Consider the following 23,997-nt stretch of genomic DNA (forward strand, 5'->3'; position numbering starts at 1 on the left):
TATTCCGACACCATAAAAACAATGACGAGCCCCTTATGAGCACAATCAGTGACGCGCCTCATGATTCGCGCATGCCTCGCAAAGCGGTGACCGCCGCGACCATTGGCACAGCCCTGGAATGGTTCGACTTCACGTTGTATGGCGCGATGTCCGCGACCATTCTGCCCAAGTTGTTTTTCCCCGCGATGGAACCCACCGCAGGCCTGCTCGCTTCGCTGGCAACGTTCGGTGTCGGCCTGGCCGCGCGGCCCCTGGGCGCCATTACCTGTGGCTACCTCGGTGACAAACTCGGCCGCCGCAACTTGATGCTGGCCACCGTAACCATGATGGGCCTGGCTTCGGTACTGATGGGGTTGTTGCCCACCTACGGCCAGGTGGGTATCTGGGCGCCGATCCTGCTGGTGCTGCTGCGGATCATTCAAGGCTTCGCACTGGGTGGCGAGTCCACTGGCGCGCAACTGATGGCGCTGGAACACGCCTCCCCCGACCGTCGCGGGCGCTATTCCGGCATGCTCGGCCTGTGCTCGCCCCTTAGCCAGATTTTGGCCAACGGCGTATTGATGGGCCTGGCAGCGACGCTTTCAAGCGAGCAATTCGAAAGCTTCGGCTGGCGAATCCCGTTCCTGATGAGCTTCGTACTGGTTATCGTCGCGATATTCATTCGCCTGAAAGTCGATGAAACCCCGGCCTTCGTGGCCTTGAAGAAGGCCCCGCTCAAACAGGAAAAGAGCCCACTCACATCAGCCGTGAGCAGCCATTACAAAACCATCCTGCGACTGATGCTGTTCTTCTGCTCGCCCGCTGCGCTGTTCTACTTGATCGTGATTTTCTCCCTCAGCTACCTGACCAAGCACCTCGGCTTTAGCCAATCGACAGGCTTCATGTCGCTGATGGTGGCTAACCTGTGCGCGATTTTCGGTGCGCTTGCCGGTGGTTATCTGTCCGATCGTTGGGGGCGTAAAAAGGCGCTGGCATTGGGCTCGTGCATGACGTTGCTGATTTTGTTCGTCTATTTCCCAATCCTCAACACCCTGAACGTGCCCGCCATCATGGCAATCATGGGGCTGTTCCTGGGCTTCACCCAGTTCCAAAGCGGCATCCAACCTGTGGCCTTCGCCGAAGCGTTTCCTACCCAGGTCCGCTACTCGGGCTCGGCACTGGCCTACACAGGCGCCAATCTGGTAATCGGTGGCCCAATGCCGATGATCGCCGTGTGGCTGATGAGCCAGTCGAACAACTCGCCTTGGCCGCTGGTGACATTGTGCGCGGTGATCAACCTGATCTCGCTGGCGATGATCATCACCGGCCGGGAAACCCGCGGCATCGACCTGAACGCCGTCGCCGAAGACGACACCGTCGACGCCCGCGCTACCACCCTTCTTTCCAAATAACGCAGCAGGACAATCATGAATCGCACCGTTTTCATCCTTAACGGCCCTAACTTGAACCTGCTGGGCCGCCGTGAACCGCACATCTACGGCCACACCACGCTTGAGCAAATCCGCCAACGCAGTGAAACCCTGGCGCTGGAACTTGACCTGATATGCGACTTTCGCCAAACCAACCACGAAGGCGTCATGGTCGACTGGATTCAGGAAGCCTTCGAGCAAGGCGCTGCAGTGATCATCAACCCGGCCGGCCTTTCGTTTCACTCGATTCCAGTACTGGATGCGCTGAAATTACTCGACACACCGCTGGTCGAACTGCACCTGTCGAACATTCATGCACGGGACGAACTGCACCGCCACTCGATCATGTCTGGCGTGGTCAATACAGTGATCTGCGGCATGGGCGCTGACGGGTATCCCCTCGCAATCCGGGCTATCGATGCTTTACTGCGGCGTCGGGCAGCCAACACTTAACCGCCCTTCACCGGACGCTGACTGGGTGGCCCTTCGGCAACTTCGGAACGTCGCGCTTACACCCTAAACCGCCCTACCAGCGCTGTCATTTCCCCCACCAGGCCCGACAGCGCCTGGCTCGCCGCACGGGTTTGCTGCGCCCCGGTCGCCGACTGGTTCGACAACTCGCGAATGTTCAGCAGGTTCCGGTCCACTTCCCGCGCGACCTGGGCCTGCTCCTCCGCCGCACTGGCGATCACCAGGTTGCGCTCGTTGATCTCGCCGATGGCGCTGTAGATACCTTCCAGCACCTGCCCTGACGCCAGGGTGACATCCAAGGTCGACTGGGCCCGGCTGGTGCTGGCCTGCATTGATGCAACCGCGGCTTCGGTGCCTTGCTGCACGCGCCCGATCATCTGTTCGATTTCCTGGGTCGATGCTTGTGTGCGATAGGCGAGCGTACGCACCTCGTCCGCTACCACCGCAAAACCACGCCCGGCCTCACCGGCGCGGGCGGCCTCGATGGCGGCGTTGAGCGCCAGCAGGTTAGTCTGCTCGGACACCGAACGGATCACTTCCAGCACCTTGCCGATGTCCCGCACCTGCCCCACCAGCTGCTCCAGGTGCCCACTGCTGGCCTGGATCTCATGGGTCATGGCCTCGGTACCATCGATGTTCTCGTTGACTTGCCGGCGGCTTTTTTCGGCCAGCTGATTCGATGCCTGCGTGGTCTCGGACGTGGAGACAGCATTACGTGCGACCTCCTCGACCGCCGTGGTCATTTCGGTGACGGCAGTGGCAGCCTGCTCCAGCTCCTGGCCCTGCTGGCGCAGGTTATTGGCGCTTTCCTCGGTAACGGTGTTCAGCGCCGTCGCCGCGTCAGCCAGCTGTTGTGTGCAGCTGCTGAGCTTGCCGAGGGTTTCGCGCTGGCTCTGCTGCATGCGCTCCAGTTCGTGGAACAGCTGGCCGATTTCGTTACGCCGCTGCACCACCACTGGCACGCTCAGGTCGCCGCCGGCGATGCGCTGAAAGTGCTGGCCAGCTTTACGCAATGGGTGCAACACACGCTGTGCGATGAAGGCCCAGCACAGCGCCGCCAGCAGCAACGTCACGCCCAGCAGCCCCAGGCTCAGCAGTTGTGCGCGCTCCAGACGGCGGTCGGACTCGAGCATGATCTGCTGGCTGCGCTCGCTCAAGGTGGCAACCAGTTGCTGACGCAGCGCCTGCAGGCGGCCCATGGCATTGCCGGCATCGGTGTTGACCTGGAAGTACTGCTCCAGCGAGCGCTGCCGCACGGCCTCACGCTGCCCCGCCACCGCCTTGGCGTAGTCGGCGAAGGTGGCCTGCAGTTCCTTGGCCGCCGCATGCAGCGCAGGTTCGCGGGCGTTGCCGACGAACTCATCGACCAGTTTCTGGCTCTTGTCGTTCAATTCGACCGACAGCGCCATGCGCTTGTTCGCACTCTCATCGTGGCCGCCCAATTGCTCGATGAAACCCGAAGAAACGTTGGCGCTGGCGCGGATCGCCATGAGCAACGCATTGTTCAACCGGTCCGACTGGTGCGCGGTCTGGTCCAGTTCGCTGATCTGCTCATCGCTGCCCACCGCCGCGCGCCAGGCGCTGACGGTAGAGAACAGCAAGGTCAGGCTGAACAGCGACAGCACCCAGAACATTCCGGTGCGGATCTTCAGGTCGGCAAACATACGGGCAGTACTCCTCATGGTCCTGTTGGCACCCCTTCTCATCGGGATTTCGATGGCGGGTGAGCAGGTATCGGAGTGCCCGCTGCGGGCTTGAGTGGCGCTGAGGCGCTTGTGTGCGGTAACCGCACGATTGTTACTGGCGCCTTGCATGTGGCGGCGCATACGTGCAAGGGTAAAAAAGGAACGTCAGTCATCAGAACAGGAAGATAAGCACCTTATGCTTGGAATCACACGTATCCATCGCTACGTGCGCCCATTGCCTGCAAGCCAAGCAGCAGCCAGTGGGCGTGACGTCAACGTCAAACCAGGCGCCCGCCTGGCCGCGAAGCTTGCCACCCTCCTCTGCACACCCCGCGCCGTCCCGCCCTACCTCTGGGTCAACCCCGAGCGCCCCCCTGTCGATCGCATGCCCCCAACCTGACCGCCCACGCGCCGTCATCGCACCGGCCTCGCCATTCAGTGGCTGAAGGCGGGATGTTTCACGCAAAAAAAGGGGCAACACCCAATGATCATGTTTCAGGGCAAGAAAATTCACAGCGCCATCTTCGACATGGATGGCACGATGTTCGACACCGAGCGCCTGCGTTTCAGGACGCTGAAGCAAGCTTCGCTGGAAATCTTCGGCACCGCCTTGAGCGAGCAAACGCTGATCGGCTCGCTGGGCCTGAGCGCGAAAAAGGCCGAGGCCCTCGCCAAGGCTCACAACGGCGATGACTTCCCGTATGCGCAGATCCGCCAGCGCGCCGATGAGCTCGAACTGGCGTACGTGCGCAACCATGGCGTGCCGATCAAAGCCGGCCTGCTCGAGGTGCTAGAGCGCCTGCGCAAGTCCGGCCTGACCCTGGCGGTCGCCACGTCCAGCCGCCGCGCCATCGCCGAGGAGTACCTGATCAACGCCAACGTGCTCAAGTACTTCGACATCACCGTTTGCGGCGACGAAGTCAGCCAAGGCAAACCCCACCCAGAAATCTTCCTGCACGCCGCCCGCGCGCTCAATTGCCAACCCGGCCAGTGCTTCATGGTCGAGGACTCGGAAAATGGCCTGCTCTCAGCGATCCGCGCCGGGGGCCAGGCAATCCTGATCGAGGACATCAAGCCGCCCGCGCCCGAGGTCAAGGCCGGCGCGCTCATGGCCTACCGTGGCATGCACGCCTTCCTCGCCGACTTGAGCGAGTGCGTGCCCGACTTGGGCATGCCGGCGCTCGACGAGGCGTTCCCTGCCTCACTGAACCAGTTCCGCGTCGGCATCCACGGCTTCGGCGCTATCGGTGGCGGCTACCTGACCCAGGTGCTGTCCCATTGGGACGGCTACACGCGCCCCTGCGAAATCATTGCCGCGACCCGTTCGCGCATGCTCCGCGAATCGGTCGCTGCGTTCGGCCGCTACAGCGTGCGCTACGGCGCCACCGCGTTCGACCAGACCATCGACAATGTGCGCATGATCGACATGGACGACGAAGAGGCGGTAATCGAGATGTACAACGCCGCCGAAGTCGTCGGCATGAGCCTGCCCGAGCAGGCCATCGCGCATCAGGCCAAGGTCATTGCCAAGGGTTTGCTGCGGCGCTTCGAACGCAGGGGGCGCGAGCTGACCGTACTGATCGTGTTGAACAAGATTGGCGGTGCGGCGTTCGTCCGGCGCCAGGTGCAGGCGCAGTTGGCGCTGCTGTGCACGCCACAGGTGTGCAAGCAGGTGCTGGAAAAGACCCATTTTGCCGAAACGGTGGTCAGCCGCATCGTTTCCAAGATCAGCAATGACGCGCTGGTTCGGCAGTTACGCATCAAGTCGCAGATCTTCAAGAACAGCCTGGAAGATGAGCCAGCGGTCACCCGCAAACCCGCCACGCCAGCCCCTGAATACGAAAGGCTTATCGGGCACTTCAGGCCCTTTGCACAATCCAGCAGTGCCATGAGCCAGTTGCACCTGATCCTGTTCAACAGCGAGCCCGACATGCCGCTGTACGTAGAGCGTGGCAGTGATTTGCTGGAGCGGCTGCGCCAGGTAAAAACGGTCGCGGACATTACCCAGATCCAGATCATCAAGAACCGCTTGTGGAACGGGCCGCACGCGATCATCGCCTGGTATGCGAGCCTGCTGGGGCACACCTGGGTCGGCCAGGGCATGGGGGACGCCCGCGTCAGTGCGCTGGCGCAGCGCCTGATTCATCAGGAAGTGGCGCCAGCGTTGATGGCCGAATACCCGCAGATGTCGGAGGTCGTCAGCAGCTTTGCCAATGCGTTTCTCGAACGGTGCAAAACCTCGTTCAAGGACCCTTGCGTGCGGGTTGGGCGCGACCCCATGCGTAAATTGCAGCGTAACGAGCGCATCCTCAGCAGCATCGACCTGGCCCGCAAGCATGGCATTCAAACGCCTGCGCTGGCGTTTGGGGCGGCGCTGGCCATTCACTATGCGCTGCACGGCAACGCCAGCAAAGATCGCGAGGCCCAGTTGATCAAGGCGCTGTACACGGCCAGCGGCGAACGTGTCGAAGCGGTGCTCACCCATGACGGGGAGTATCAGGGCAAGCCTTATCCGGGGCTGGACCCGGTCAGGGATGCCGAGCTGGTCGAAAGCATTTCGGCCAACTTCCGGCTGTTGCTGGAACGGGACAGGGCTGACTGGGCACTGCCCGCTGCGTTGGCGCGGGGGTCGTCCGAGTGTGGTAGGGCGTCGGCCAAGCATTCGCTACCGGTTGCTTGAAGCGGTTTGGTAAGGGCGGTGTGACGATGTGTTCGCCCTGACATCGTCAGCGCCTGGGAAATCGAGCGCCGCGCGGGCGGCGCTCGAACTCACAGGCGCCGCAAATGTCGAGGTGAACGACTGACTGACTCAACACTGACCACCGCCAGCACTAGGTCGCAAACCGTCGACCGGGAATGACCGCTTTCGACCCTTTGCAGTCGTTCGGGGTGTCTACCAAACCAAGGGCGATTCATACTGCCGGGTGGATAGGTGCTCTGAGGCGTGTAGCCGGCTTGGGAAAAGACAATCCTCGCTGTGCAGATGGGCTTGATGTATCCAGGCCTGTAGGGCCAGCCGAGTTTGCTCTGTAATCTCAAACTGCACGGGGCGCTGAGTTTTCTGCTGCATCAGAACCTTTCTGCTAAGGACGTGCACCATGTCGACACACACCGCACGGCAAAGTGCTTGTGGCTGGGTTTGTCGAAGGCCACCTGCACCTGGAAAAAGCCAACGTGATGCAGCGCAAGGCCAACCGTTCCGGCACCTTGAAGGAAGCGATCGCTGTCACCGCCGAACTGAAGCTCACACTGACCCGTGAGGATATCCGCGAGCGTTCGATCCAGGTGCTGCGCGCACTGGTTCAGGCCGGTACCACGCATGTGCGTGCCCATGCCGAGTTCGACCCGCCCAAGGCTTCACCGGGCTCGAAGTGGTGCTGGAGTTGCGCGAGCAATTCCGCGAGGTGATCGACATCCAGGTCGTGGCGTTTCCGCAAGAAGGCATTCTCAAGCTGCCTGGCATGCAGGCCATGATGGCCCAGGCAATGGAGATGGGGGCCGATGTGGTGGGCGGCATTCCCTACAACGACGTGTCGCCGCTGGAGCACATAGATTTCGTCTTTGACTTGGCCAAGCGCTACGGCAAAGACATCGACTTGCACCAGGACTTCGCCGATGACGCCGAGCACATGACCATCAAGTACGTGGCACGTCGAACCATTGCCGAAGGCTACCACGGGCGCGTCTGCGTTGGGCATCTGACCAGCCTGGCCGCCACCTCGCCAGCGCGACGGGCACAGGTGATTGCGTTGCTACGTGAGGCCGACATCAGCGTGATGTGCCTGCCCGCCACCGACCTGCACCTGGGGGCTCGGGGTGACAGTCACAATGTCAGACGCACCCTGACACCGGTGCGTGCACTGCGCGACGGCGGTGTCACGGTTTGCCTGGCCACCAACAACATCCGCAATGCAATCACACCGTATGGCAGGTGCTCAAGCGCGGCAAGGTGGTTGCCACGGCTGAGCATCGTAGGTCAGTTGCATTTTGAGGCCATCTTGAAGAATTCGTAATCAAGCGGGCTCATTTATCCCCGTGGAGAAGAGCACTGGCTGCGTCTCAGGAAGGTGGCATTGGATCGAGAGCGGCCACTGGCAAGGTGGTAGACGTTTCGTTTCTACAGCCAACGCCTGACCTGTTTGCAGTACTGCGCAAACTCCCTCCCGAAAAGGCTGGCAAGGGCCCGCTCCTCCGGCCCGATCTGGAAGCGGTTCATGTAGATCACGAAGCCCAGCACGCCCAGCAGCGCTGGCGGCCAGGCGAGAAAGATCGACCAGGCTATCAGCACTGTGGCGAATCCTAAGTACATGGGGTTGCGTGTGTACCTGTAAACGCCCGAGCTGACCAGGGCCGAAGCCGTTTCAGGCTTCAGCGGATTGACTGTGGTACGTGCGTGACGGAAGGAAAGCACGCCGGCCAGGCAAACCGCTACGCCTGCCAGCAATACCAACAGCGCAAGGCCAATGCGCCATTCGAGAGTCAGCTCCAGTGTTCCCGGCAAGTGTCGAGCTGCGAACCACGCCAACAGGCCGAACAGGGTAGCGACCAGCGGCGGAGGAATACGGTTGTCCATGATGAATGCCCGCTAGAGAGAAACTGGCTACCAGCGTGAGGGTTGTAGCCACTTCAGGGTCAAGCCGCTTGTGTACGATAGAGACCTCAGGGGCTCATATGACTTTCACCGCGCGCCCAATGAACTTCACCGGGCCCGTTGGAGCACCGGTCGGGGAGCCGCCCGCTTTCTCAAGGGTCAGCTCGAACAGCTGATTCGGCTCAAGCGCAGGCAAGCGCGTCAGCGGCACGCGGTACTGTTCGCCCGGTTTGACCAACCCCAGCGAAACAGGTGCGCGCCACTGCTCGCCCTTGGTCCAGAACTGCAGGGTCATGCCTTCGGGAACATCGTCCACGCCAAGCGGGATCAGTTCGATCATGCTCGCATCGTTGGCTTGCACTACCCACCCCGGGGCCTGCCCCGACGGCGCTACCAGCACCACCATGTAGGTGGTCACAGGCGGTGTCTTGGTCAGCAGCGCCAAGGCCAGAAGCAAGCTCGCGGCCAACCCCGCAGCGCTCAAGCCCTGCCAGAGTCCAAGCCGCTGCCACCAGCCAGCGCGTGGTTGCCCGGACGGTTGAGCCTCTTCAAGGCTGCGCTCGATCCGGCCCCACAAGCGGTGGCTTGGCGTGATGGGTTCAGCCTGCGTGGTCAGTTCGAGCAGGCGGGCCTCCCAGGCATCCACTGCGGCGCGTACGGCCGGCTCCGTTTTCAACCGGTCCTGCATGGCAGCACGCTGCTCGCCACTCAAGGTACCCAGCACGTACTCGGCTGCCAGGTCGTCCAGGTCCTCGGCGCTGTCATCACCTGGGGTACGCTTCATGTCATGCACTCCCGCAGGGCCTTCAGGCTTCGCTTGATCCATGCCTTCACGGTGCCTAGCGGCGCACCCAGCAGCGCTGCGATTTCGGCATTGCTGCAACCGTCCACATACGCGTGCAGGATGCAACGCTGGGGGGCGGGTTGCAGTTGCTCAAGGCAGCGATAGATTTTCGCCGAGCCTGACCACAATTGCAGGTCGTCCAGCTCCGGGGCCAGGGTTACAGCCGCGATCATGCCAGTCTCGTCCAGGTCGGTTTCCCAGTGGCCGTCACGCACGAAGTTCAGTGCCAGGTGACGGGTAATGCTGTAGACCCAGCCCCGGGCTGAACCGCGCGACGGGTCATAGCTGGCAGCACGTGTCCAGATACGCACAAAGGCATCGTGAACGATATCCTCCGCGCTCGCCTGATCGCGCGCGATGCGCCGTGCGACGCCCAGCAAACGCGCCCCCTCATGCTCATAGAGCGCCTGCAAGGCACGGCGGTCTCCTTGGGCACAAGCGGCAAGACAGCCCTCGAAATCAAATGGAACAACGGGCGAATTCAAAATGGGGTCGTTCCTTCATCATGAAACCTGGACGGTGCCCTGCCTTACCGGCCTGGGGCACGTCCAGCAGCGTAGATGATCAATCGCTGGCCTGCCGCTCAAGCCCTCGTCACTTGGCCGACCAGAACACGTAGTCCGCCTGGTACTTGACTACTTGTTGCGCGCCTTTGCTCTGCGCCGTGCAGTCCATGGCAGGCGCTACGCCACCGCGCGTCGCCAGGCGCTGGATGTAGCTGACCCCTTGCATCGCGCCCTTGCCCTCGGCAGGGTTGGCCTTGACCAGTTGATACGGGATATCGCCTTTGGCCGCCGGGGCGACGGCAAGCTGGGTGCCGGTCACTTTCGAACCGTCCTTGGCCTGCCAGGTGGCCGGAGGACCAAAATAGTCACCTACAGGTTTGCCGCTGCGATCATTGAGCACCGCCTTGGGGCCGACGAAAAACCACTCCGTCTGGCCTGGCGCATTGGCCTTGTCGCGGCATTCGTAGGTGATCTCACCGACACCGACGGTTTCCAGCATGATGGCGTGGCCGTCGGGTACCTTGACGGCGTCCGGGACGCCCGACTGGGCATGGGCGGGTGCAGACGCAAGTACAAGGCAGGCGGCGAGCAGGGAGAAAGCGGGCTTGATGATCATGGGGCGAACTCCGTGGGGTCATGGGTCAGGCAATCACCGACTGCCTGATAAGAACTACCCATCGAGAGCCCTTCTGGATGCACTGGCGCAAAAAAATATTTTTGCATGCTCGTAATCGATACCGTGCTGACGCCGAAGCAGGCGTGCAGGCTTGCAACGGTCGACTGATCAGGCCGAGGCGGTTACGCTGGCGTTTTCCACCTGCACGGAAGCGCCAGTGAAAGAGGCATACCAAGGAAGCTGCTTGTGCGCAGCGGTCAGTTACCTGCTGCTTACCCCGCCAAAGGCCGTGAGCCACTGCCATTGCAGCCAGTGCCGCAAAGGGCACGGGGCAGCATTCGCTTCTTACGGCAGTGTTCCTCAGCATGCTGCGCATCCTTCACCTCGATTCTGCTGCCTCGTGGTACGCGCCCTGCAGCGCAGTGCCTCAAACTGACTGAGATTGCAAAGCATCCTGATACCCCTATAATTGCGATCAATTCTTATCCGCACTTTATAATCAGGAAGATCCAGGTGCCCTACCCCCAGCCGCCCGCATCAGCCCGGCATGATGAGATGCACGCCCTGTACCGCGACCACAGCCAATGGCTGCAAGGCTGGATTCGCAGGCGCCTGGGTAATGCAGACCGGGCGGCCGATATTACCCAGGACACCTTTCTGCGCCTGATCAGCAGCGCGCTACGCCAGCCATTGGCAGAGCCTCGCAGCTTTCTGGCCACCGTGGCGCGGCGAGTGATGATCGACCAGCTGCGCCGACGCAACCTTGAGCAGGCCTACCTGGAGTTCCTCGCCAGCCAGCCGGTACTCGAAGAGTGCTCGCCCGAACAACGCCTGCTGATGCTGGAAACCCTGATGCAACTGAACGCCATGCTCGACGGGCTGGGCCAGAAAGTGCGTGACACCTTTCTGTACGTGCAACTCGATGGCCTGACCTACCCAGAGGTCGCCCAGCGCCTCGGTGTGTCGGTCAGTTCAGTGACGAAGTACATGGCCAAGGCCACCGAACGTTGCCTGCTGTTCGCTTTTGATGCGCAACTGTGAACCCCGCCGACCAGCGCCAGGCCCTGCGCGAAGCGGCACACTGGCATGCGCGCTTTCTCGCAGCGCCTGACTGCGCCGAAAACCGGGCACAGTGGCAAGCCTGGCTTGACGAAGCGCCTTTGCACGGTTGGGCCTGGGGGCGCCTGGAGCAATTGCAGGCAGGCCTTGCGGGCGTGCATGGCCCGCTGGCACGGCATACCCTTGCCGCAGGACAGATCGGGACGGGACGGCGTAAGGTGCTCAAGACGCTGGTGCTCGGTGTGGGGCTGGCCGGGGTAGCCTGGACAGGCTATCGCAACGCCCCCATCTGGTTGGCCGATGTGCGTACCGCGACCGGTGAACGCGGCAGCCTGACCCTGCAGGATGGCACGCGGCTGACGCTCAATACAGCCTCTGTGGTCGATATCCGGTACAGCGCAGAGCAGCGCCTGATCGTCCTGGTCGAAGGCGAAATCGCCGTACACACCGCCGCTGACTCTCGCCCGCTGCGGGTGCGCACGGTACATGGCGACATGCGCGCCCTGGGCACTGATTTCACCGTGCGCCTGCATGCCGACTGCACCGAGCTGTCCGTTATCGAACACGCCGTTGCGGTGCACAACGCCGCGAGCGCCCATGAGGTGCGGGTTGAAGCAGGCATGGCCCTGGCCTTCGACAACGGGCTGCTGCCAGAGCCACGCCCAGCCGAAATGGCTCGCACGGCATGGCGCGATGGCCAACTGGTGCTCGACGGCTGGCCGCTGCGCCGCGCCCTGGCCGAACTGCAGCGCTACCGCCCCGGCGTGCTGAGTTGCAGTGACGACGTGGCCGGGCTGCGTCTGGCTGGGGTGTATCCACTGGACGACACCGACCGCGCCCTGGTGGCGATTGCCGAGGCGCTGCAGCTGAAAGTCAGCACCTGGACTCGCTACTGGGTCAGGCTGATGCCTGCCACGTCGTGATGTCAGGTGAAAATATTTCTCAACCGCATTGTCGGATTGGCCTCTCTCGTTCGAGCTCTCCTGCAAACCGCCCAAACAGGCATTTGAAGGAGCTGTCATGCCTAGAACAACAAGCTGCCCATACCCACGCCGAAAACACCTCACCTCCCTGCTGCTTGGCAGCGCCATCGCAGTGCATGCCGGGCTGCTGGCCCCGCTGCTGTCGACGGGCGCCCAGGCCCACGCCGAACAGGCCAGCCGCGTCTACGATATCGCCCCAGGGCCGTTGATGACGACCCTGAACCGCTTCGCCCGCGAGGCCGGGGTGCTGCTGTCGTTCGATGCGGCGCTGACCCAGGGACGGCAGAGCAGCGGGCTGCGCGGTGGCTACAGTATCGAACAGGGGTTTGCCCAACTGCTGGCCGGCACCGGGCTACAGGCTTTGCTGGTGGGCAACAACTATGTGCTGGTGAGCCAGGTTGATGCAGGTTCGGCGCTGCAACTGGGCGCAACCAGCATCACGGGTGAAGGTTTGGGCCTGACCACCGAGGGAAGCGGCTCTTACACCACCGGCGAAACTGCCGCCGCCACACGCCTGAACCTGAGCCTGCGCAAAACCCCGCAGTCGATCAGCGTGGTCACCCGCCAGCAGATGGACGACCAGAACCTGCAAAGTGTTTCCGAAGTCCTGAAGCAAACGCCCGGTGTCACGGTCAACCAGGAAAGCTCCGAAGCCTTTACCTTCTATTCGCGCGGTTTCAAGCTGGATAACTACCAGTTCGATGGCGTGCCCAGCCTGTCCTCCGACGGCGGCTCATTGCGCGACAACTACAGCATCGGCAACAGCCTGGTCTATGACCGGGTCGAAGTGCTCAAGGGCGCAACCGGCCTGGTCAACGGCGCCGGCAACCCTTCGGGGGTCATCAACCTGGTGCGCAAGCGCCCCACTGCCGAACTACAGGGCCATATCGGCGCAGGCGCCGGGTCCTGGGACAAATACCAGGCCGACTTCGACCTTGCCGGCCCGTTGACCGACAGCGGTAATGTCCGTGGCCGCATGGTGGCTGGCACCCAATCCCAGCACAGTTACGTCGAGTACCTGACCGGCGAGCAGAACACCTTCTATGGCGTGCTGGAAGCCGACCTCAGCGAGAGCACCCTGTTCACGCTTGGCTACGACGTGCAGAAAAACTACGACAACGGCAGCACCACCGGCGCACTGCCCGCGTTCTTCCTCGATGGCCGTACGGTCAAGTTCGACCGTGACACCAACGCCGCCGACCGCTGGACCTGGCGCAACCAGGAAACCCAGCGTGCCTTTGCAGAACTTGCCCATACCTTCGATAACGACTGGGTACTCAAGGGCGTGCTCAGCAGCCGTGATTACCGCTCGCGCGAGCTGATCTCGGGCATCAGCAGCGAGGCCATCCAGGCAGACGGCAGCATTTCCCATGGCTTTATCGGCGGCAACATCGACCCCGATACCGGCGCGGTGAACAACAACGGCACCGCGAGCAAATTCAACACCACCAGCAAGGAAAAAGGCCTGGACCTGTATGCTCGCGGCCCGTTCTCGCTGGGCGGACGCGTGCATGAAGCCGTGTTCGGCTACAGCATCGCCCACACCAAATCCACCTCCAAGCGTGATGATGGCGTGACCAATGGCGTCATCGACGACGTATTCCAGTGGGACGGCTACGGCGATACCCCGACCAACTTTGAATGGTGGTCCACCTTTGATATCGAAGCGCGGCAGAAGGTTGGCTTCGCGGCCACCATTCTCAAACCCACCGACGCGCTGGCAGTTATCCTGGGGGCACGGATCGTCGACTACAAATGGGACATCGACACGATCAACGCCATCGGTCGCCGCCTCCCGGCCAGCGCCACCAACTCCAGTGAAATCGTGCCTTACGCCGGCGTCACCTACGACCTGGACCAGTACCACACCGTGTATGCCAGTTACACCGACGTGTTCAAGCCGCAGGCCTACAGCCTCGGTACGGACGGCAAGCCCATCGACCCGCTCACCGGCGCCAGCTATGAGATCGGTATCAAAGGCGCCTACTTCGAAAACCGCCTGAATGCCAGCCTGGCCCTGTTCGAGCTGAAGCAGGACAACTTCGCAGTGCTCACCGGCGGCACCACGCCAAGTGGCGGCGGCGCCTACCGGGCAGCGCAAGGCGTCACCACGCGCGGCGTTGAGCTGGAAATGAACGGCGAACTGATGAAGGACCTGCAAGTGATGGCGGGCTACACCTTCGCCGAATCCCACGATGCGGATGACCAGCGCGTGGCGACCAACCAACCGCAACATCTGCTCAAGCTGGCGACCAACTACCGCCTGCAGGGCGAATGGCGCAAGTTCACCGTGGGCGGTAATGCGTATTGGCAGAGTTCGACCTTCTTCAAGCCAAGCGATGAGGACTGGTACGCGATCGACGACCCGGCTGCCAAGTTCGAACAGAAGTCCTACGCGCTGGTGGGGCTGGTAGGTGGCTATGACTTCACCCGCAACCTGAAGGCTACCCTTAACGTCAACAACCTGTTCGACAAGCATTACTACAGTGGCATTGGCAACTACGGCACGGTTTTCTATGGGGCGCCGCGTAACCTGATGGTCAATGTGAAGTACAGCTTCTAGGATATTCCCAAGCACCAGACCGAAGCCCCCGGCACCACGACGCCGGGGGACCGTGCCCATGATGGGTTCACTGCGCGTAAAGGGTCACGACAATTTCCAACAGAGCAATCACGGCTAGGCACCCCAATGCCTGAACAGCGGATGCTAGCGCTCACCGCACCTTCCGGAGACTCCGCTCGTTGACTGACTCACAGCACTGCCCTGCCTACGCGAAACGGTTCGAAGCCGTGCTTGCCTACATCGACAGCCACCTTGAAGGTGACCTGTCGGTGAACGCCTTGAGCCGCATCGCCAACTTCTCGGCGTTTCACTTCCATCGGCAGTTCACGGCATACATGGGTATCTGTTCATGCCCATGGTCGCCTGGTTGGTGCAATCGGTTTTTCTCAATGTGCAATTCCCTGCCATACCGTTCTGGGGCTGGATGTTGGTCAACATTGGCCTGACCACGCTGGTGAACGTCCTGGGGCTTAGCCTTGCCGACCGGACAAACAAATTGCTGACAGGGTTGGGCATCGCCCTTGTCGCGAAGCGCAACATCCCGCGCGCCGTGGTGCTGGTGATGGCAACGGCAGGCCTGCTGTTTGCGTTGGTGGCGTACATCATGCAGCTGGTCCATCCCGGCGGCGTATTCGAAGATGCCCAGATTGCTGCTTATCTCATGTCCGTCGAAGTGGGCGGGCAGATATTTGCGGATTGGCTGAACCTCGGTTTGATCATCTCCGGGTTTGCTTCGGGCCTCATCGTGCAACTCAGTACCAGCCGCCTGCTTTACTTCATGGGCCGGGCCGACATACTGCCCAAGAAGTTCTTCGGCACACTCAGCCCGAAGACCCAGGCTCCGGTGTTCAACCTGCTGTTCACCGCCGTAATCGGACTGCTGGGTTTGAACCTCACGCTCGAAATGGCGACCTCCTTCATCAACTTCGGTGCCTTCCTTGGGTTCACCGCAGTGAACCTGTGCGTCATCTGCTACTTCTACCGCGCTCGTCGGCGCCAGAGCCTCGGGCTTGTGAGTTATCTGTTGTTTCCACTGCTGGGCATGTGCGTAAACCTGTATCTGGTGAGCCAGCTGAGTGCGACCGCGATCGTCATTGGGCTCTGTTGGCTTACCCTCGGCGTGATCTATCTCACCTGGCTGACACATGTTTCGAAAAATCCATGAAGGAAGTGTTTCATCCGTTCGGTATCAAGATGACCGGACATGATGGACATATTCAAGATCCATTGCACGCAGCGTTGAGAGACCGAGGCTACATCCACAACAAGGTCAGGAAAAAGCCAATCATGGGTTTCCTATGTACAGACCACTTTGAGCCACTGACTGTCCACCATGGGTCGAAAACGGTCGCCAATGCATATCCGCCCCCCATCGCCCCTCATCAGCCAGCCGCCGCCGCTCTGCACAGCGCCTTTCATCGATCTCACTGATGAGTACTATCAAGCCGCGCGCCTGTGTAGTTGCCCACCCCCGCCCGTATAATCGCCTCCAATTTTCCCCCTCCTCCTCGTCTTTCAGGCGACTTCCCCCTTGGAACCCAGCACCATGCCAAGCGACAGCCAGGCCCCTAGCGGCCTTCCCGAACATAATCAACAAAGCGTCAAACAGCAGTGGCTGGCGATTCTTTCGGTCGCGGTGGGTGCCTTCGCCCTGGTGACCAGCGAGTTTCTCCCGGTCGGCGTACTCAACGATGTCGCCAGCGACCTGGGCATCAGCGCCGGCCAGGCCGGGCTGATGGTTACCCTGCCCGGCATCATGGCCGCCCTTGCCGCCCCCTTGTTGTCTGTAGGCATTGGCGCCTTGGACCGTCGTTACCTGCTGATCGGCCTGACGCTGATCATGATCATCGCCAACGCGGTGGTGGCCTACGCCAGCGACTTCAACCTGCTGCTGTTCGGCCGTGTGCTGCTGGGCATCAGCATCGGCGGCTTCTGGGCGACGGCCATTGCCCTCAGCGGCCGCCTGGCGCCCAAGGGTGTGGGCGTTGCGCAGGCCACGTCGATCATCATGGTCGGTGTGACACTAGCCACTGTCCTGGGTGTGCCCGTGGGCACCTGGTTGAGTGGCCTGATGGGCTGGCGCATGACGTTTCTGGTGACCGCGTTGGTGGGCGTGCCGGTGCTGCTGGCGCAGATCCTGCTGCTGCCGCGGCTTAACCCGGACAAGGCCATTCGCATCAGTGACCTGCCGGCCCTGTTCATCAATCCGCAGGCGCGGGTTGGCTTGATCGCGGTATTGCTGATTGGCCTGGCGCACTTTGCCGCCTACACCTATGTCGCGCCCTTCTTCAAGCAAAGCGCTGGCTTTGATGGGCCGACCATTGGTTCGTTGCTGCTGCTCTATGGCGTCGCGGGCGTCATCGGCAACATTTTCGCCGGCTTCGCCGCCAACCGAAGCGTCCGTCATACCCTGATGCTGGTTGCGCTTATGATTGGCGTCAGCACCGCGCTGTTCCCCTACTTTGCCACCGGCATGACCGGCGCGGCGATGCTGATCGCACTGTGGGGCTTCGCCTTCGGCGCCTTCCCGGCGTGCGCCAGTATCTGGATGTTTGTCGTAGCACCCAAGGATGTCGAACGCGGCATGCCACTGTTCGTCGCTATGTTCCAGGTGATCATTGCCTTGGGCTCGTTCTTCGGTGGGCAGATCGTCGACCAGTTGGGCACCGCAGTACTGCTGAGCTTGGCCACGGCACTGGTGGGTTGTGGTTTTGCGACGGTGCTGGTGCTGGGGCGTAACGTGAGTAACCGATTGGCGGTTCAACCCTGCTGATAGGGGTGCAAGCTGCCAACGGCCTTTGGCAGCTTGCGCCTTTGTGTGCCGCACTCGTATACAGGTCTTTTTGGGCAGGCAGCAGACGCCGCGGCCGCAGGGCGACAGCGGTGCGTCGCTGGCGCCCTTCAATCATGAGGTAAAATAAAGTTCATCTCAAAAATAATGAGATTGCCTCATATTCCTTCACGCCTGAAAATCCCCCTATCGTTTTTTGCGCCGGCTCGCAGGTTACCTGGCGAAGCCCACACTGCGTAAACGCACCGGAAAGCTCTGGTGCACTGAACAATTAAGGGATTAAGGCATCGCACCAACATGAACAACACGCTTGCTTTTGCTATCAAGAGCGTCTGTTTCGATGAGCACTACCAGCCCTCGGACAACACGCGCATCACCACCAACTTTGCCAACCTGGCGAGAGGCACCAGCCGCCAAGCGAATTTACGCAACACCTTGAAGATGATCGACAATCACTTCAATGCACTGGCGCATTGGGACAACCCCACCGGCGATCGTTACACAGTAGCGCTGGAGATCATTTCTGTTGAGATGAACCTCGATGCTGAAAGCGGTGACCCGGCCCTGCCGCTGATCGAACTACTTAAAACGACCGTCATTGATAAAAAAACCAACACGCGTATCGATGGCATTGTCGGCAATAACTTCTCGTCCTACGTGCGCGATTATGATTTCAGCGTGCGCTTGCTGGCCCACAACAAAGGCCGGCCCACCTTCAGCACGCCAGAGGATTTCGGCGACCTGCATGGAAAACTGTTCCAGTGCTTCGTGAACTCAGCGGCCTACAAAGCGCATTTCAACAAGCCACCGGTTATTTGCCTGAGCGTTTCGAGCAGCAAAACCTATCAGCGCACTGAAAACCAGCACCCTGTACTGGGGGTCGAGTACCAGCAAGACGCGTATTCGCTGACGGATGAGTACTTCAAGAAAATGGGCTTGAAGGTTCGCTACTTCATGCCGCCAAACAGCGTTGCGCCGCTGGCCTTTTACTTCGCCGGCGACCTGCTGGGTGATTACAGCAACCTTGAACTCATCAGCACCATCAGCACGATGGACACCTTCCAGAAGATTTACCGCCCCGAGATTTACAACGCGAACGCGGTCGCTGGAAGGTCCTATCAGCCCAGCTTGCAGCACCAAGACTATTCATTGACGCGCATTGTCTATGATCGCGAAGAGCGCAGCCGACTGGCGATTGAACAAGGTCGGTTCGCCGAAGAGCACTTCATCAAACCCTACCACGCCATACTTGAGCAGTGGTCCGCCAATTACGCTCATTGACGCTTCCCACGTTCAAGGTCTTTTACTATGAAAAAGCTGTTACCCACTTCAACCGCCGGCAGTTTGCCTAAACCGTCCTGGCTCGCACAACCTGAGACACTTTGGTCGCCTTGGAAGCTGCAAGATGAGGCCCTGATCGAGGGCAAACACGATGCCTTGCGTTTGTCATTGCACGAGCAGCAAGTTGCAGGCATTGACATTGTCAGCGATGGTGAGCAAACGCGACAGCACTTTGTCACGACGTTTATTGAGCACCTCAGCGGTGTCGATTTCGAGAAGCGTGAAACCGTTAGAATTCGCGATCGCTATGACGCCAGCGTGCCGACGGTTGTCGGGGCTGTGGCTCGCCAGAAACCGGTGTTTGTCGAGGATGCCAAGTTCTTGCGTCAGCAAACCAAGCAACCCATAAAATGGGCACTGCCGGGTCCCATGACCATGATTGATACGCTGTACGACAGCCACTATAAAAGCCGTGAAAAGCTGGCCTGGGAATTTGCCAAAATCCTCAACCAGGAGGCCAAGGAGTTAGAAGCCGCTGGGGTCGACATCATCCAGTTCGATGAACCTGCATTCAATGTCTTCTTTGATGAGGTGAACGACTGGGGGGTGGCCACCCTGGAGAGGGCCATTGAAGGGCTTAAATGCGAAACGGCCGTGCATATCTGCTACGGGTATGGCATCAAGGCCAACACCGACTGGAAAAAAACCCTCGGGTCAGAATGGCGGCAGTATGAAGAAGCCTTCCCCAAGCTGCAAAAATCCAGCATCGACATCGTTTCGCTGGAATGCCACAACTCCCGCGTGCCGATGGACCTGATTGAACTGATTCGCGGTAAAAAGGTGATGGTTGGCGCCATTGATGTGGCAACCCATACCATTGAAACACCCGAGGAAGTGGCCAACACCCTGCGCAAGGCCCTTCAGTTTGTCGACATCGACAAGCTCTACCCGTGCACCAACTGCGGCATGGCGCCGTTACCGCGTCACGTTGCCAGGGGGAAATTGAGTGCGTTGACTGCAGGCGCTGAAATCGTCCGCAACGAATACGCCAACGCGTAGATTCAACTTCCTCCCTCCGTGTTCTTCCCAGCCTTGGCCAATCCCTCTACAATCGAGAGTGTTTCGTATTTGCATCCTCCGCCGGCTGGGAGAGGGAATGTCCACAATGCCCCCCGACGCAGTACCTCATGAGCATCTGCATGTGCTGTACCGCGACCACAACGTGTGGTTGCGTAGCTGGTTGCGCCATCGGCTGAACAACTCAGCGGATGCCGCGGACCTGGCCCAGGATACCTTTGTGCGCGTGCTGCTGGCCCGCACCGCCAGCAGCCTGAAGGAGCCTCGGCACTACCTGGCGACCATCGCCCGCGGCCTGGTCATCGATCTGTACCGGCGGCGCAGCCTGGAACAGGCCTACCTCGAAGCCTTGCAACTGCGCCCCGAAGCGTATGCCCCTTCGGCAGAAACCCGTGCACAGATCCTGGATAGCCTGCTGGCCATCGATCGCCTGCTCGATGGCCTAGGCACACGTACCCGGCAAATTTTCCTGGCGGTGCAACTGGATGGGCTGTCCTACGAGAAAGCCGCTGAACGCTGTGGGGTATCGGTGAGCACCGTGCGCAAGCACCTGGCCCGCGGCCTGATGCATTGCCTGCTGCTGGACGAGGCATGAAGCGCGCCCTGGCCCAGGCGGTGGACTGGTATGTGCGCCTTAACGAAAGCACGGTCAGCCCTGCCACCCACAGCCAGTGGCAAGCCTGGCTGGCGGCAGACCCGCAGCACGCACAAGCCTGGGCCCGGCTTGAACACTTGCAGCAGCGCTTGGCCCAAGCCCCTGCGGCGGTGGGTGCCGCGACCCTTGAACAAGCCCGGCAACAGCGCCGTGCGGCGGTCAAGATGCTGGCGCTGTTGCTCGGGGTCGGCGTGGTCGGTTGGCAGGGTTATCAGCTTTCGCCTTGGCAGGCGGACTACGCCACGCGCGTGGGGCAACGCCGCCACCTGACGCTGGCTGACGGCAGCCGCTTGGTGCTGGACACCGACACCCAAGTGAAGCTGCATTTCGATGGCCAGCAACGGCTGATCGTGCTGAAGCAGGGCGAAATTCTGGTGGAGACGGCCAAGGATGCGCGCCCGCTGAGTGTGCAGTCGGCGGAGGGCCGAATCCTCGCCCTCGGCACGCGCTTTGCCGTGCGCCAGGGGCACGGCAGCACCCGGGTCACGGTCGAGGCGCACGCCGTGGAGGTCCGGCCACGGCTGGCGCAGGCACAAGTGATGCGTGCCGAAGCTGGGCAAACCCTGACCTTTACCGCAGACCGAATCGGGCCACTGCACCCAGCCGCCGCGCAAAGTTCAGCCTGGGCGCGGGGCATGCTGGTGGTGGTCGACTGGCGCCTGGACGACGTGCTCGCCGAGCTTTCACGCTACCGCCCCGGCTACCTCGGTTGCACGCCCGAGGTCGCCGGTTTGCGGCTGTCCGGCACCTTCCTGCTGGATGACAGCGAGGCGGTGCTGGCCAATCTGCAGGACTCGCTGCCCGTGCACATCCGGCGCCTGACCCGTTACTGGGTGCGGATCGAGGCAGGTGCGGCATGAAGCAAAACTTTTTCGCGTGAGGGGTAACAGATTTCGATTTCTGCTTCGGCTCTAGCTGCACATGCGTAAAAAACGCAGCCACTGCCAACCCCAACAGGAAGTTGTTCATGTTCGTACCCCCCTCCCGACTCGCCTGCGGTATCCACCGCGCAGCGCTCACCCTGAGCCTGGCCGGCTCGCTGCTGGTGCTGCCCGCTGCCTGGGCGCACGCACAGCGCTATGACATCCCGGCTGGCAGCCTGGCCGAGGCACTCAGCCAATTCGCTGCCGCCAGCGGGGTCATGATCACCTTCAGCGCCGAAGATACCGCGGGCCTCGGCTCACCAGGCCTGCAGGGGGATTTCGAGCTGCACCAGGGGTTTGCCCGCTTGCTCCAGGGCAGCGGCCTGCGGCTCGTGCAGGCGGGGAACAAACGGTACGTGCTGGCCAAGGCCGAGCGCGGCGCCGCCTTGGAACTGGGCGCCACCAGCATCAACGCCGCAGGCCTGGGGGCCACCACCGAGGGCACTGGCTCGTACACCACAGGCCAGAGCAACACGGCCACCAAACTGCCGTTGACCCTTCGCGAAACCCCGCAGTCGATCAGCGTGGTTACCCGTCAGCGTATGGATGACCAGGGGCTGAACGACATCACCGAGGTGTTGCAGCAGACGCCGGGGTTGTCGGTGCAGAGCCTCGGCAGTGAGCGTTTCAACATATATTCGCGTGGCTACTCGGTCGATAACTACCAGTTCGACGGCATCCCCACCACGCTGGATATTGCAACTCAGATGTCGGCGCAGAGCCTGGCCGACATGGCCATCTACGACCGTGTCGAAGTCCTGCGTGGTGCCACTGGGCTAATGACCGGCGCGGGCGACCCTTCTGCCACGATCAACCTCGTGCGCAAACGCCCTACGGCCGAATTCAAGGGCCACATCACGGCCGGCGTGGGTTCGTGGGACAAGTACCGTAGCGAAGTCGACCTGTCCGGCCCGTTGACGCCCACCGGCAACGTGCGTGGACGGATGGTCGCGGCTTACCAGCAGAACAACAGCTTCATGGACCATTATTCCCAGGAAAAACAGATTTTCTACGGGGTCCTCGAAGCCGACCTGACCGACACCACGTTGCTGACGGTGGGTGCCGACTACCAGAAAAACAACCCGCAAGGCTCGTCTTCGGTGGCGTTCCCGCTGTTCCACAGCAATGGCGAGCAAACGTCGTTCTCGCGCTCCACCAACAGCGCCGCGCGCTGGAGCCACAACCCGCAAGATGCCCTCAACACCTTCGCAAGCCTCGAGCAGAAACTGGCGTATGACTGGACCCTGAAGGCGTCGGTCAACCAGATGTATATCAAGCGTGACGACTACAAACTGGCCACCGCCAGTTGGGGCTTCCCCGACGAGAGCACCGGCGCAGGTGTACGCCTGTATGGTGGCGCAGGCAGCACCTGGCAGAAACAGACCGGCCTGGATGTGCAAGCCCAAGGCCCGTTCCAGCTGTTCGGCCGACAGCATGAGTTGATCGTCGGCTACAACTACTCACGTTACGAAAACCGCCATACGCCGACCCGGGGTACCCGCATCGAAGGCACTTTCGTCAACGTCTACGACTGGGACAACTACACGGACAAACCGGTAATGGGTGGCGGCAAGCTTTACGATGGCGACACCGTCATTCACCAGACCGGCACCTACATTGCCACCCGCCTGCGCCCGACCGATGACCTGTCGGTTATCCTGGGTGCGCGAGTCAGCAAGTACGACTACGACTATGACCTGACCTACCCGGCGACGCCCCTCAGCAACCGCACGACCGACTACAAGGAAAACGGCGTTGTCACCCCTTACGCCGGTGTGGTCTATGACCTCAACGACATCCACTCGGTGTATGCCAGCTGGACCAGCATCTACAAACCACAGAGCCTGCGTGATGCCGACGGCTCGACCCTCGAGCCGCGTGAGGGCGACAACTACGAGGTGGGCCTGAAGAGTGAATTCTTCGACGGTCGCCTGAATACCAGCATCGCAGCCTATGAGGTCAAGCAGGACAACCTGGCCGTGCTCGACGAAGGCAAGACCGTCAACAATGATGGTATGACTGCCGCGTACAAAGCCGTGAGCGGCGCCACCACCCGTGGCTTTGAAGTCGAGGCCAACGGCGAGTTGATGCCCGGCTGGAACGTCTCGGCCAGCTATAACCACGGCATCACCAAGGACCGCGATGGCGAGCGCTTGAACACCGAAGCCCCGGCCAACATGGTGAAGCTGTGGAGCACCTACCGACTACCGGGCGACTTCGACCGCCTGACCGTCGGCGGCGGTGCCAACTGGCAGAGCGGCACCCACATCACCGTCACGCCAAGCACCGCATTGGGCACGGTCAAAGCCAAGCAATCGCAGTTCACCGTGGTCAACCTGATGGCCCGCTATCAACTGACCGACCAACTTTCCACGACGCTCAACATCAACAACCTGTTCGACAAGAAATACATCAGTGCGTTGGATACCACGTTCTACAGCGGCTATTACGGCGAGCCGCGCAACGTGATGTTGAATACCCGATACGATTTCTGAGCAGCCTCATGGCCCGAAATAAGGGGCCGCTGCGCGCCGAGTGTGTGA

The 23,997-nt window shown here is 61.1% G+C and carries 20 protein-coding genes and 3 pseudogenes; 17 read left to right on the forward strand and 6 right to left on the reverse strand.

All coding sequences use genetic code 11. From position 1 onward, the window contains the following. The first annotated feature begins 35 nt into the window (after nt 1–35). Nucleotides 36–1,391, forward strand: coding sequence for an MFS transporter (locus QOS90_RS08140; protein ID WP_085273201.1), 1,356 nt, complete (start codon nt 36–38; stop codon nt 1,389–1,391). Between the two features lie 15 nt (nt 1,392–1,406). Beyond that, nucleotides 1,407–1,862 (forward strand): type II 3-dehydroquinate dehydratase, encoded by a 456-nt coding sequence (locus tag QOS90_RS08145; protein ID WP_085273200.1) that lies wholly within the window; start codon nt 1,407–1,409, stop codon nt 1,860–1,862. A 56-nt stretch (nt 1,863–1,918) separates the two neighbouring features. Here the strand turns inward: QOS90_RS08145 and QOS90_RS08150 are convergent, their stop codons facing one another. Next, nucleotides 1,919–3,544: a methyl-accepting chemotaxis protein gene (locus QOS90_RS08150; RefSeq protein WP_085273199.1), complete on the reverse strand. Its 1,626-nt coding sequence runs from the start codon at nt 3,542–3,544 to the stop codon at nt 1,919–1,921. A 505-nt stretch (nt 3,545–4,049) separates the two neighbouring features. On the opposite strand from QOS90_RS08150, the gene mtlD reads away from it, so the two are divergent. Next, on the forward strand, nt 4,050–6,245 hold the full coding sequence (gene mtlD / locus QOS90_RS08155) for a bifunctional mannitol-1-phosphate dehydrogenase/phosphatase (protein ID WP_085273197.1): 2,196 nt from the start codon (nt 4,050–4,052) through the stop codon (nt 6,243–6,245). A 234-nt stretch (nt 6,246–6,479) separates the two neighbouring features. On the opposite strand, the pseudogene QOS90_RS08160 reads toward mtlD, so the two are convergent. Next, nucleotides 6,480–6,656 (reverse strand): annotated as a pseudogene (locus QOS90_RS08160) (integrase); the annotation flags it as partial. Between the two features lie 38 nt (nt 6,657–6,694). Here QOS90_RS08160 and QOS90_RS08165 point away from each other — a divergent pair. Further along, on the forward strand, nt 6,695–6,973 hold the full coding sequence (locus tag QOS90_RS08165; protein ID WP_225876650.1) for a hypothetical protein: 279 nt from the start codon (nt 6,695–6,697) through the stop codon (nt 6,971–6,973). Continuing rightward, nucleotides 6,949–7,578 (forward strand): amidohydrolase family protein, encoded by a 630-nt coding sequence (locus QOS90_RS08170; RefSeq protein WP_256215328.1) that lies wholly within the window; start codon nt 6,949–6,951, stop codon nt 7,576–7,578. The genes QOS90_RS08165 and QOS90_RS08170 overlap by 25 nt, the downstream gene beginning before the upstream one ends. Before the next feature lie 104 nt (nt 7,579–7,682). On the opposite strand, the gene QOS90_RS08175 is transcribed toward QOS90_RS08170, so the two are convergent. From QOS90_RS08175 to QOS90_RS08190, 4 genes are all read right to left on the reverse strand, one after another. After that, the gene (locus QOS90_RS08175) at nt 7,683–8,138 is read right to left on the reverse strand and encodes a methyltransferase family protein (RefSeq protein ID WP_027596318.1); all 456 of its coding nucleotides are present in this window, start codon (nt 8,136–8,138) and stop codon (nt 7,683–7,685) included. 94 nt (nt 8,139–8,232) lie between these two features. Beyond that, nucleotides 8,233–8,940: an anti-sigma factor gene (locus QOS90_RS08180; RefSeq protein ID WP_027596317.1), complete on the reverse strand. Its 708-nt coding sequence runs from the start codon at nt 8,938–8,940 to the stop codon at nt 8,233–8,235. Next, the gene (locus QOS90_RS08185) at nt 8,937–9,485 is read right to left on the reverse strand and encodes a sigma-70 family RNA polymerase sigma factor (RefSeq protein WP_085273196.1); all 549 of its coding nucleotides are present in this window, start codon (nt 9,483–9,485) and stop codon (nt 8,937–8,939) included. The genes QOS90_RS08180 and QOS90_RS08185 overlap by 4 nt, the downstream gene beginning before the upstream one ends. Nucleotides 9,486–9,594: 109 nt before the next feature. Continuing rightward, on the reverse strand, nt 9,595–10,122 hold the full coding sequence (locus QOS90_RS08190) for a DUF3455 domain-containing protein (RefSeq protein WP_027596315.1): 528 nt from the start codon (nt 10,120–10,122) through the stop codon (nt 9,595–9,597). A 217-nt stretch (nt 10,123–10,339) separates the two neighbouring features. On the opposite strand from QOS90_RS08190, the pseudogene QOS90_RS08195 reads away from it, so the two are divergent. From QOS90_RS08195 to QOS90_RS08250, 12 genes and pseudogenes are all read left to right on the forward strand, one after another. After that, nucleotides 10,340–10,492 (forward strand): annotated as a pseudogene (locus QOS90_RS08195) (GFA family protein); the annotation flags it as partial. 185 nt (nt 10,493–10,677) lie between these two features. Beyond that, a complete protein-coding gene (locus QOS90_RS08200; protein WP_033694335.1) occupies nt 10,678–11,163 on the forward strand; it encodes a sigma-70 family RNA polymerase sigma factor in 486 nt (161 codons plus the stop codon). Further along, nucleotides 11,160–12,104 carry a FecR domain-containing protein gene (locus tag QOS90_RS08205; RefSeq protein ID WP_085273195.1) on the forward strand — a complete coding sequence of 315 codons (945 nt, stop codon included), beginning with the start codon at nt 11,160–11,162 and terminating at the stop codon, nt 12,102–12,104. The genes QOS90_RS08200 and QOS90_RS08205 overlap by 4 nt, the downstream gene beginning before the upstream one ends. Nucleotides 12,105–12,201: 97 nt before the next feature. Beyond that, complete coding sequence (locus QOS90_RS08210; RefSeq protein WP_027596312.1) at nt 12,202–14,727, forward strand: TonB-dependent siderophore receptor; 2,526 nt, start codon at nt 12,202–12,204, stop codon at nt 14,725–14,727. A gap of 179 nt (nt 14,728–14,906) precedes the next feature. Continuing rightward, nucleotides 14,907–15,071 (forward strand): annotated as a pseudogene (locus QOS90_RS08215) (AraC family transcriptional regulator); the annotation flags it as partial. A 5-nt stretch (nt 15,072–15,076) separates the two neighbouring features. Continuing rightward, nucleotides 15,077–15,892 (forward strand): APC family permease, encoded by an 816-nt coding sequence (locus QOS90_RS08220; RefSeq protein WP_085273194.1) that lies wholly within the window; start codon nt 15,077–15,079, stop codon nt 15,890–15,892. Between the two features lie 381 nt (nt 15,893–16,273). After that, nucleotides 16,274–17,500 carry an MFS transporter gene (locus tag QOS90_RS08225; RefSeq protein WP_027596311.1) on the forward strand — a complete coding sequence of 409 codons (1,227 nt, stop codon included), beginning with the start codon at nt 16,274–16,276 and terminating at the stop codon, nt 17,498–17,500. A 315-nt stretch (nt 17,501–17,815) separates the two neighbouring features. Next, nucleotides 17,816–18,799, forward strand: coding sequence for a DUF1852 domain-containing protein (locus QOS90_RS08230; RefSeq protein ID WP_085273193.1), 984 nt, complete (start codon nt 17,816–17,818; stop codon nt 18,797–18,799). 27 nt (nt 18,800–18,826) lie between these two features. Then, a complete protein-coding gene (locus QOS90_RS08235) occupies nt 18,827–19,858 on the forward strand; it encodes a methionine synthase (RefSeq protein ID WP_085273192.1) in 1,032 nt (343 codons plus the stop codon). Nucleotides 19,859–19,955: 97 nt separating this feature from the next. Continuing rightward, entirely contained in the window at nt 19,956–20,471 is a 516-nt protein-coding gene (locus QOS90_RS08240; RefSeq protein ID WP_050580784.1) for a sigma-70 family RNA polymerase sigma factor, read from the forward strand. Then, on the forward strand, nt 20,468–21,391 hold the full coding sequence (locus QOS90_RS08245) for a FecR domain-containing protein (protein ID WP_085273191.1): 924 nt from the start codon (nt 20,468–20,470) through the stop codon (nt 21,389–21,391). The genes QOS90_RS08240 and QOS90_RS08245 overlap by 4 nt, the downstream gene beginning before the upstream one ends. A gap of 107 nt (nt 21,392–21,498) precedes the next feature. Continuing rightward, the gene (locus tag QOS90_RS08250; RefSeq protein WP_085273190.1) at nt 21,499–23,949 is read left to right on the forward strand and encodes a TonB-dependent siderophore receptor; all 2,451 of its coding nucleotides are present in this window, start codon (nt 21,499–21,501) and stop codon (nt 23,947–23,949) included. Nucleotides 23,950–23,997 lie beyond the last annotated feature (48 nt).

Source organism: Pseudomonas sp. LAIL14HWK12:I10, from assembly GCF_900184205.1.
In the GTDB taxonomy this organism is placed as follows: Bacteria; Pseudomonadota; Gammaproteobacteria; order Pseudomonadales; family Pseudomonadaceae; genus Aquipseudomonas; species Aquipseudomonas kermanshahensis.

Excerpts from the sequence above, each read along its gene's own strand:
- QOS90_RS08145 (WP_085273200.1), top strand. The coding sequence starts at position 1,407 with ATGAATCGCACCGTTTTCATCCTTAACGGCCCTAACTTGAACCTGCTG.
- QOS90_RS08200 (WP_033694335.1), top strand. The coding sequence starts at position 10,678 with ATGCACGCCCTGTACCGCGACCACAGCCAATGGCTGCAAGGCTGGATT.
- QOS90_RS08175 (WP_027596318.1), bottom strand. The coding sequence starts at position 8,138 with ATGGACAACCGTATTCCTCCGCCGCTGGTCGCTACCCTGTTCGGCCTG.
- QOS90_RS08180 (WP_027596317.1), bottom strand. The coding sequence starts at position 8,940 with ATGAAGCGTACCCCAGGTGATGACAGCGCCGAGGACCTGGACGACCTG.
- mtlD (WP_085273197.1), top strand. The coding sequence starts at position 4,050 with ATGATCATGTTTCAGGGCAAGAAAATTCACAGCGCCATCTTCGACATG.
- QOS90_RS08230 (WP_085273193.1), top strand. The coding sequence starts at position 17,816 with ATGAACAACACGCTTGCTTTTGCTATCAAGAGCGTCTGTTTCGATGAG.
- QOS90_RS08225 (WP_027596311.1), top strand. The coding sequence starts at position 16,274 with ATGCCAAGCGACAGCCAGGCCCCTAGCGGCCTTCCCGAACATAATCAA.
- QOS90_RS08210 (WP_027596312.1), top strand. The coding sequence starts at position 12,202 with ATGCCTAGAACAACAAGCTGCCCATACCCACGCCGAAAACACCTCACC.
- QOS90_RS08220 (WP_085273194.1), top strand. The coding sequence starts at position 15,077 with ATGCCCATGGTCGCCTGGTTGGTGCAATCGGTTTTTCTCAATGTGCAA.
- QOS90_RS08240 (WP_050580784.1), top strand. The coding sequence starts at position 19,956 with ATGTCCACAATGCCCCCCGACGCAGTACCTCATGAGCATCTGCATGTG.
- QOS90_RS08140 (WP_085273201.1), top strand. The coding sequence starts at position 36 with ATGAGCACAATCAGTGACGCGCCTCATGATTCGCGCATGCCTCGCAAA.
- QOS90_RS08250 (WP_085273190.1), top strand. The coding sequence starts at position 21,499 with ATGTTCGTACCCCCCTCCCGACTCGCCTGCGGTATCCACCGCGCAGCG.
- QOS90_RS08150 (WP_085273199.1), bottom strand. The coding sequence starts at position 3,544 with ATGTTTGCCGACCTGAAGATCCGCACCGGAATGTTCTGGGTGCTGTCG.
- QOS90_RS08190 (WP_027596315.1), bottom strand. The coding sequence starts at position 10,122 with ATGATCATCAAGCCCGCTTTCTCCCTGCTCGCCGCCTGCCTTGTACTT.
- QOS90_RS08235 (WP_085273192.1), top strand. The coding sequence starts at position 18,827 with ATGAAAAAGCTGTTACCCACTTCAACCGCCGGCAGTTTGCCTAAACCG.
- QOS90_RS08245 (WP_085273191.1), top strand. The coding sequence starts at position 20,468 with ATGAAGCGCGCCCTGGCCCAGGCGGTGGACTGGTATGTGCGCCTTAAC.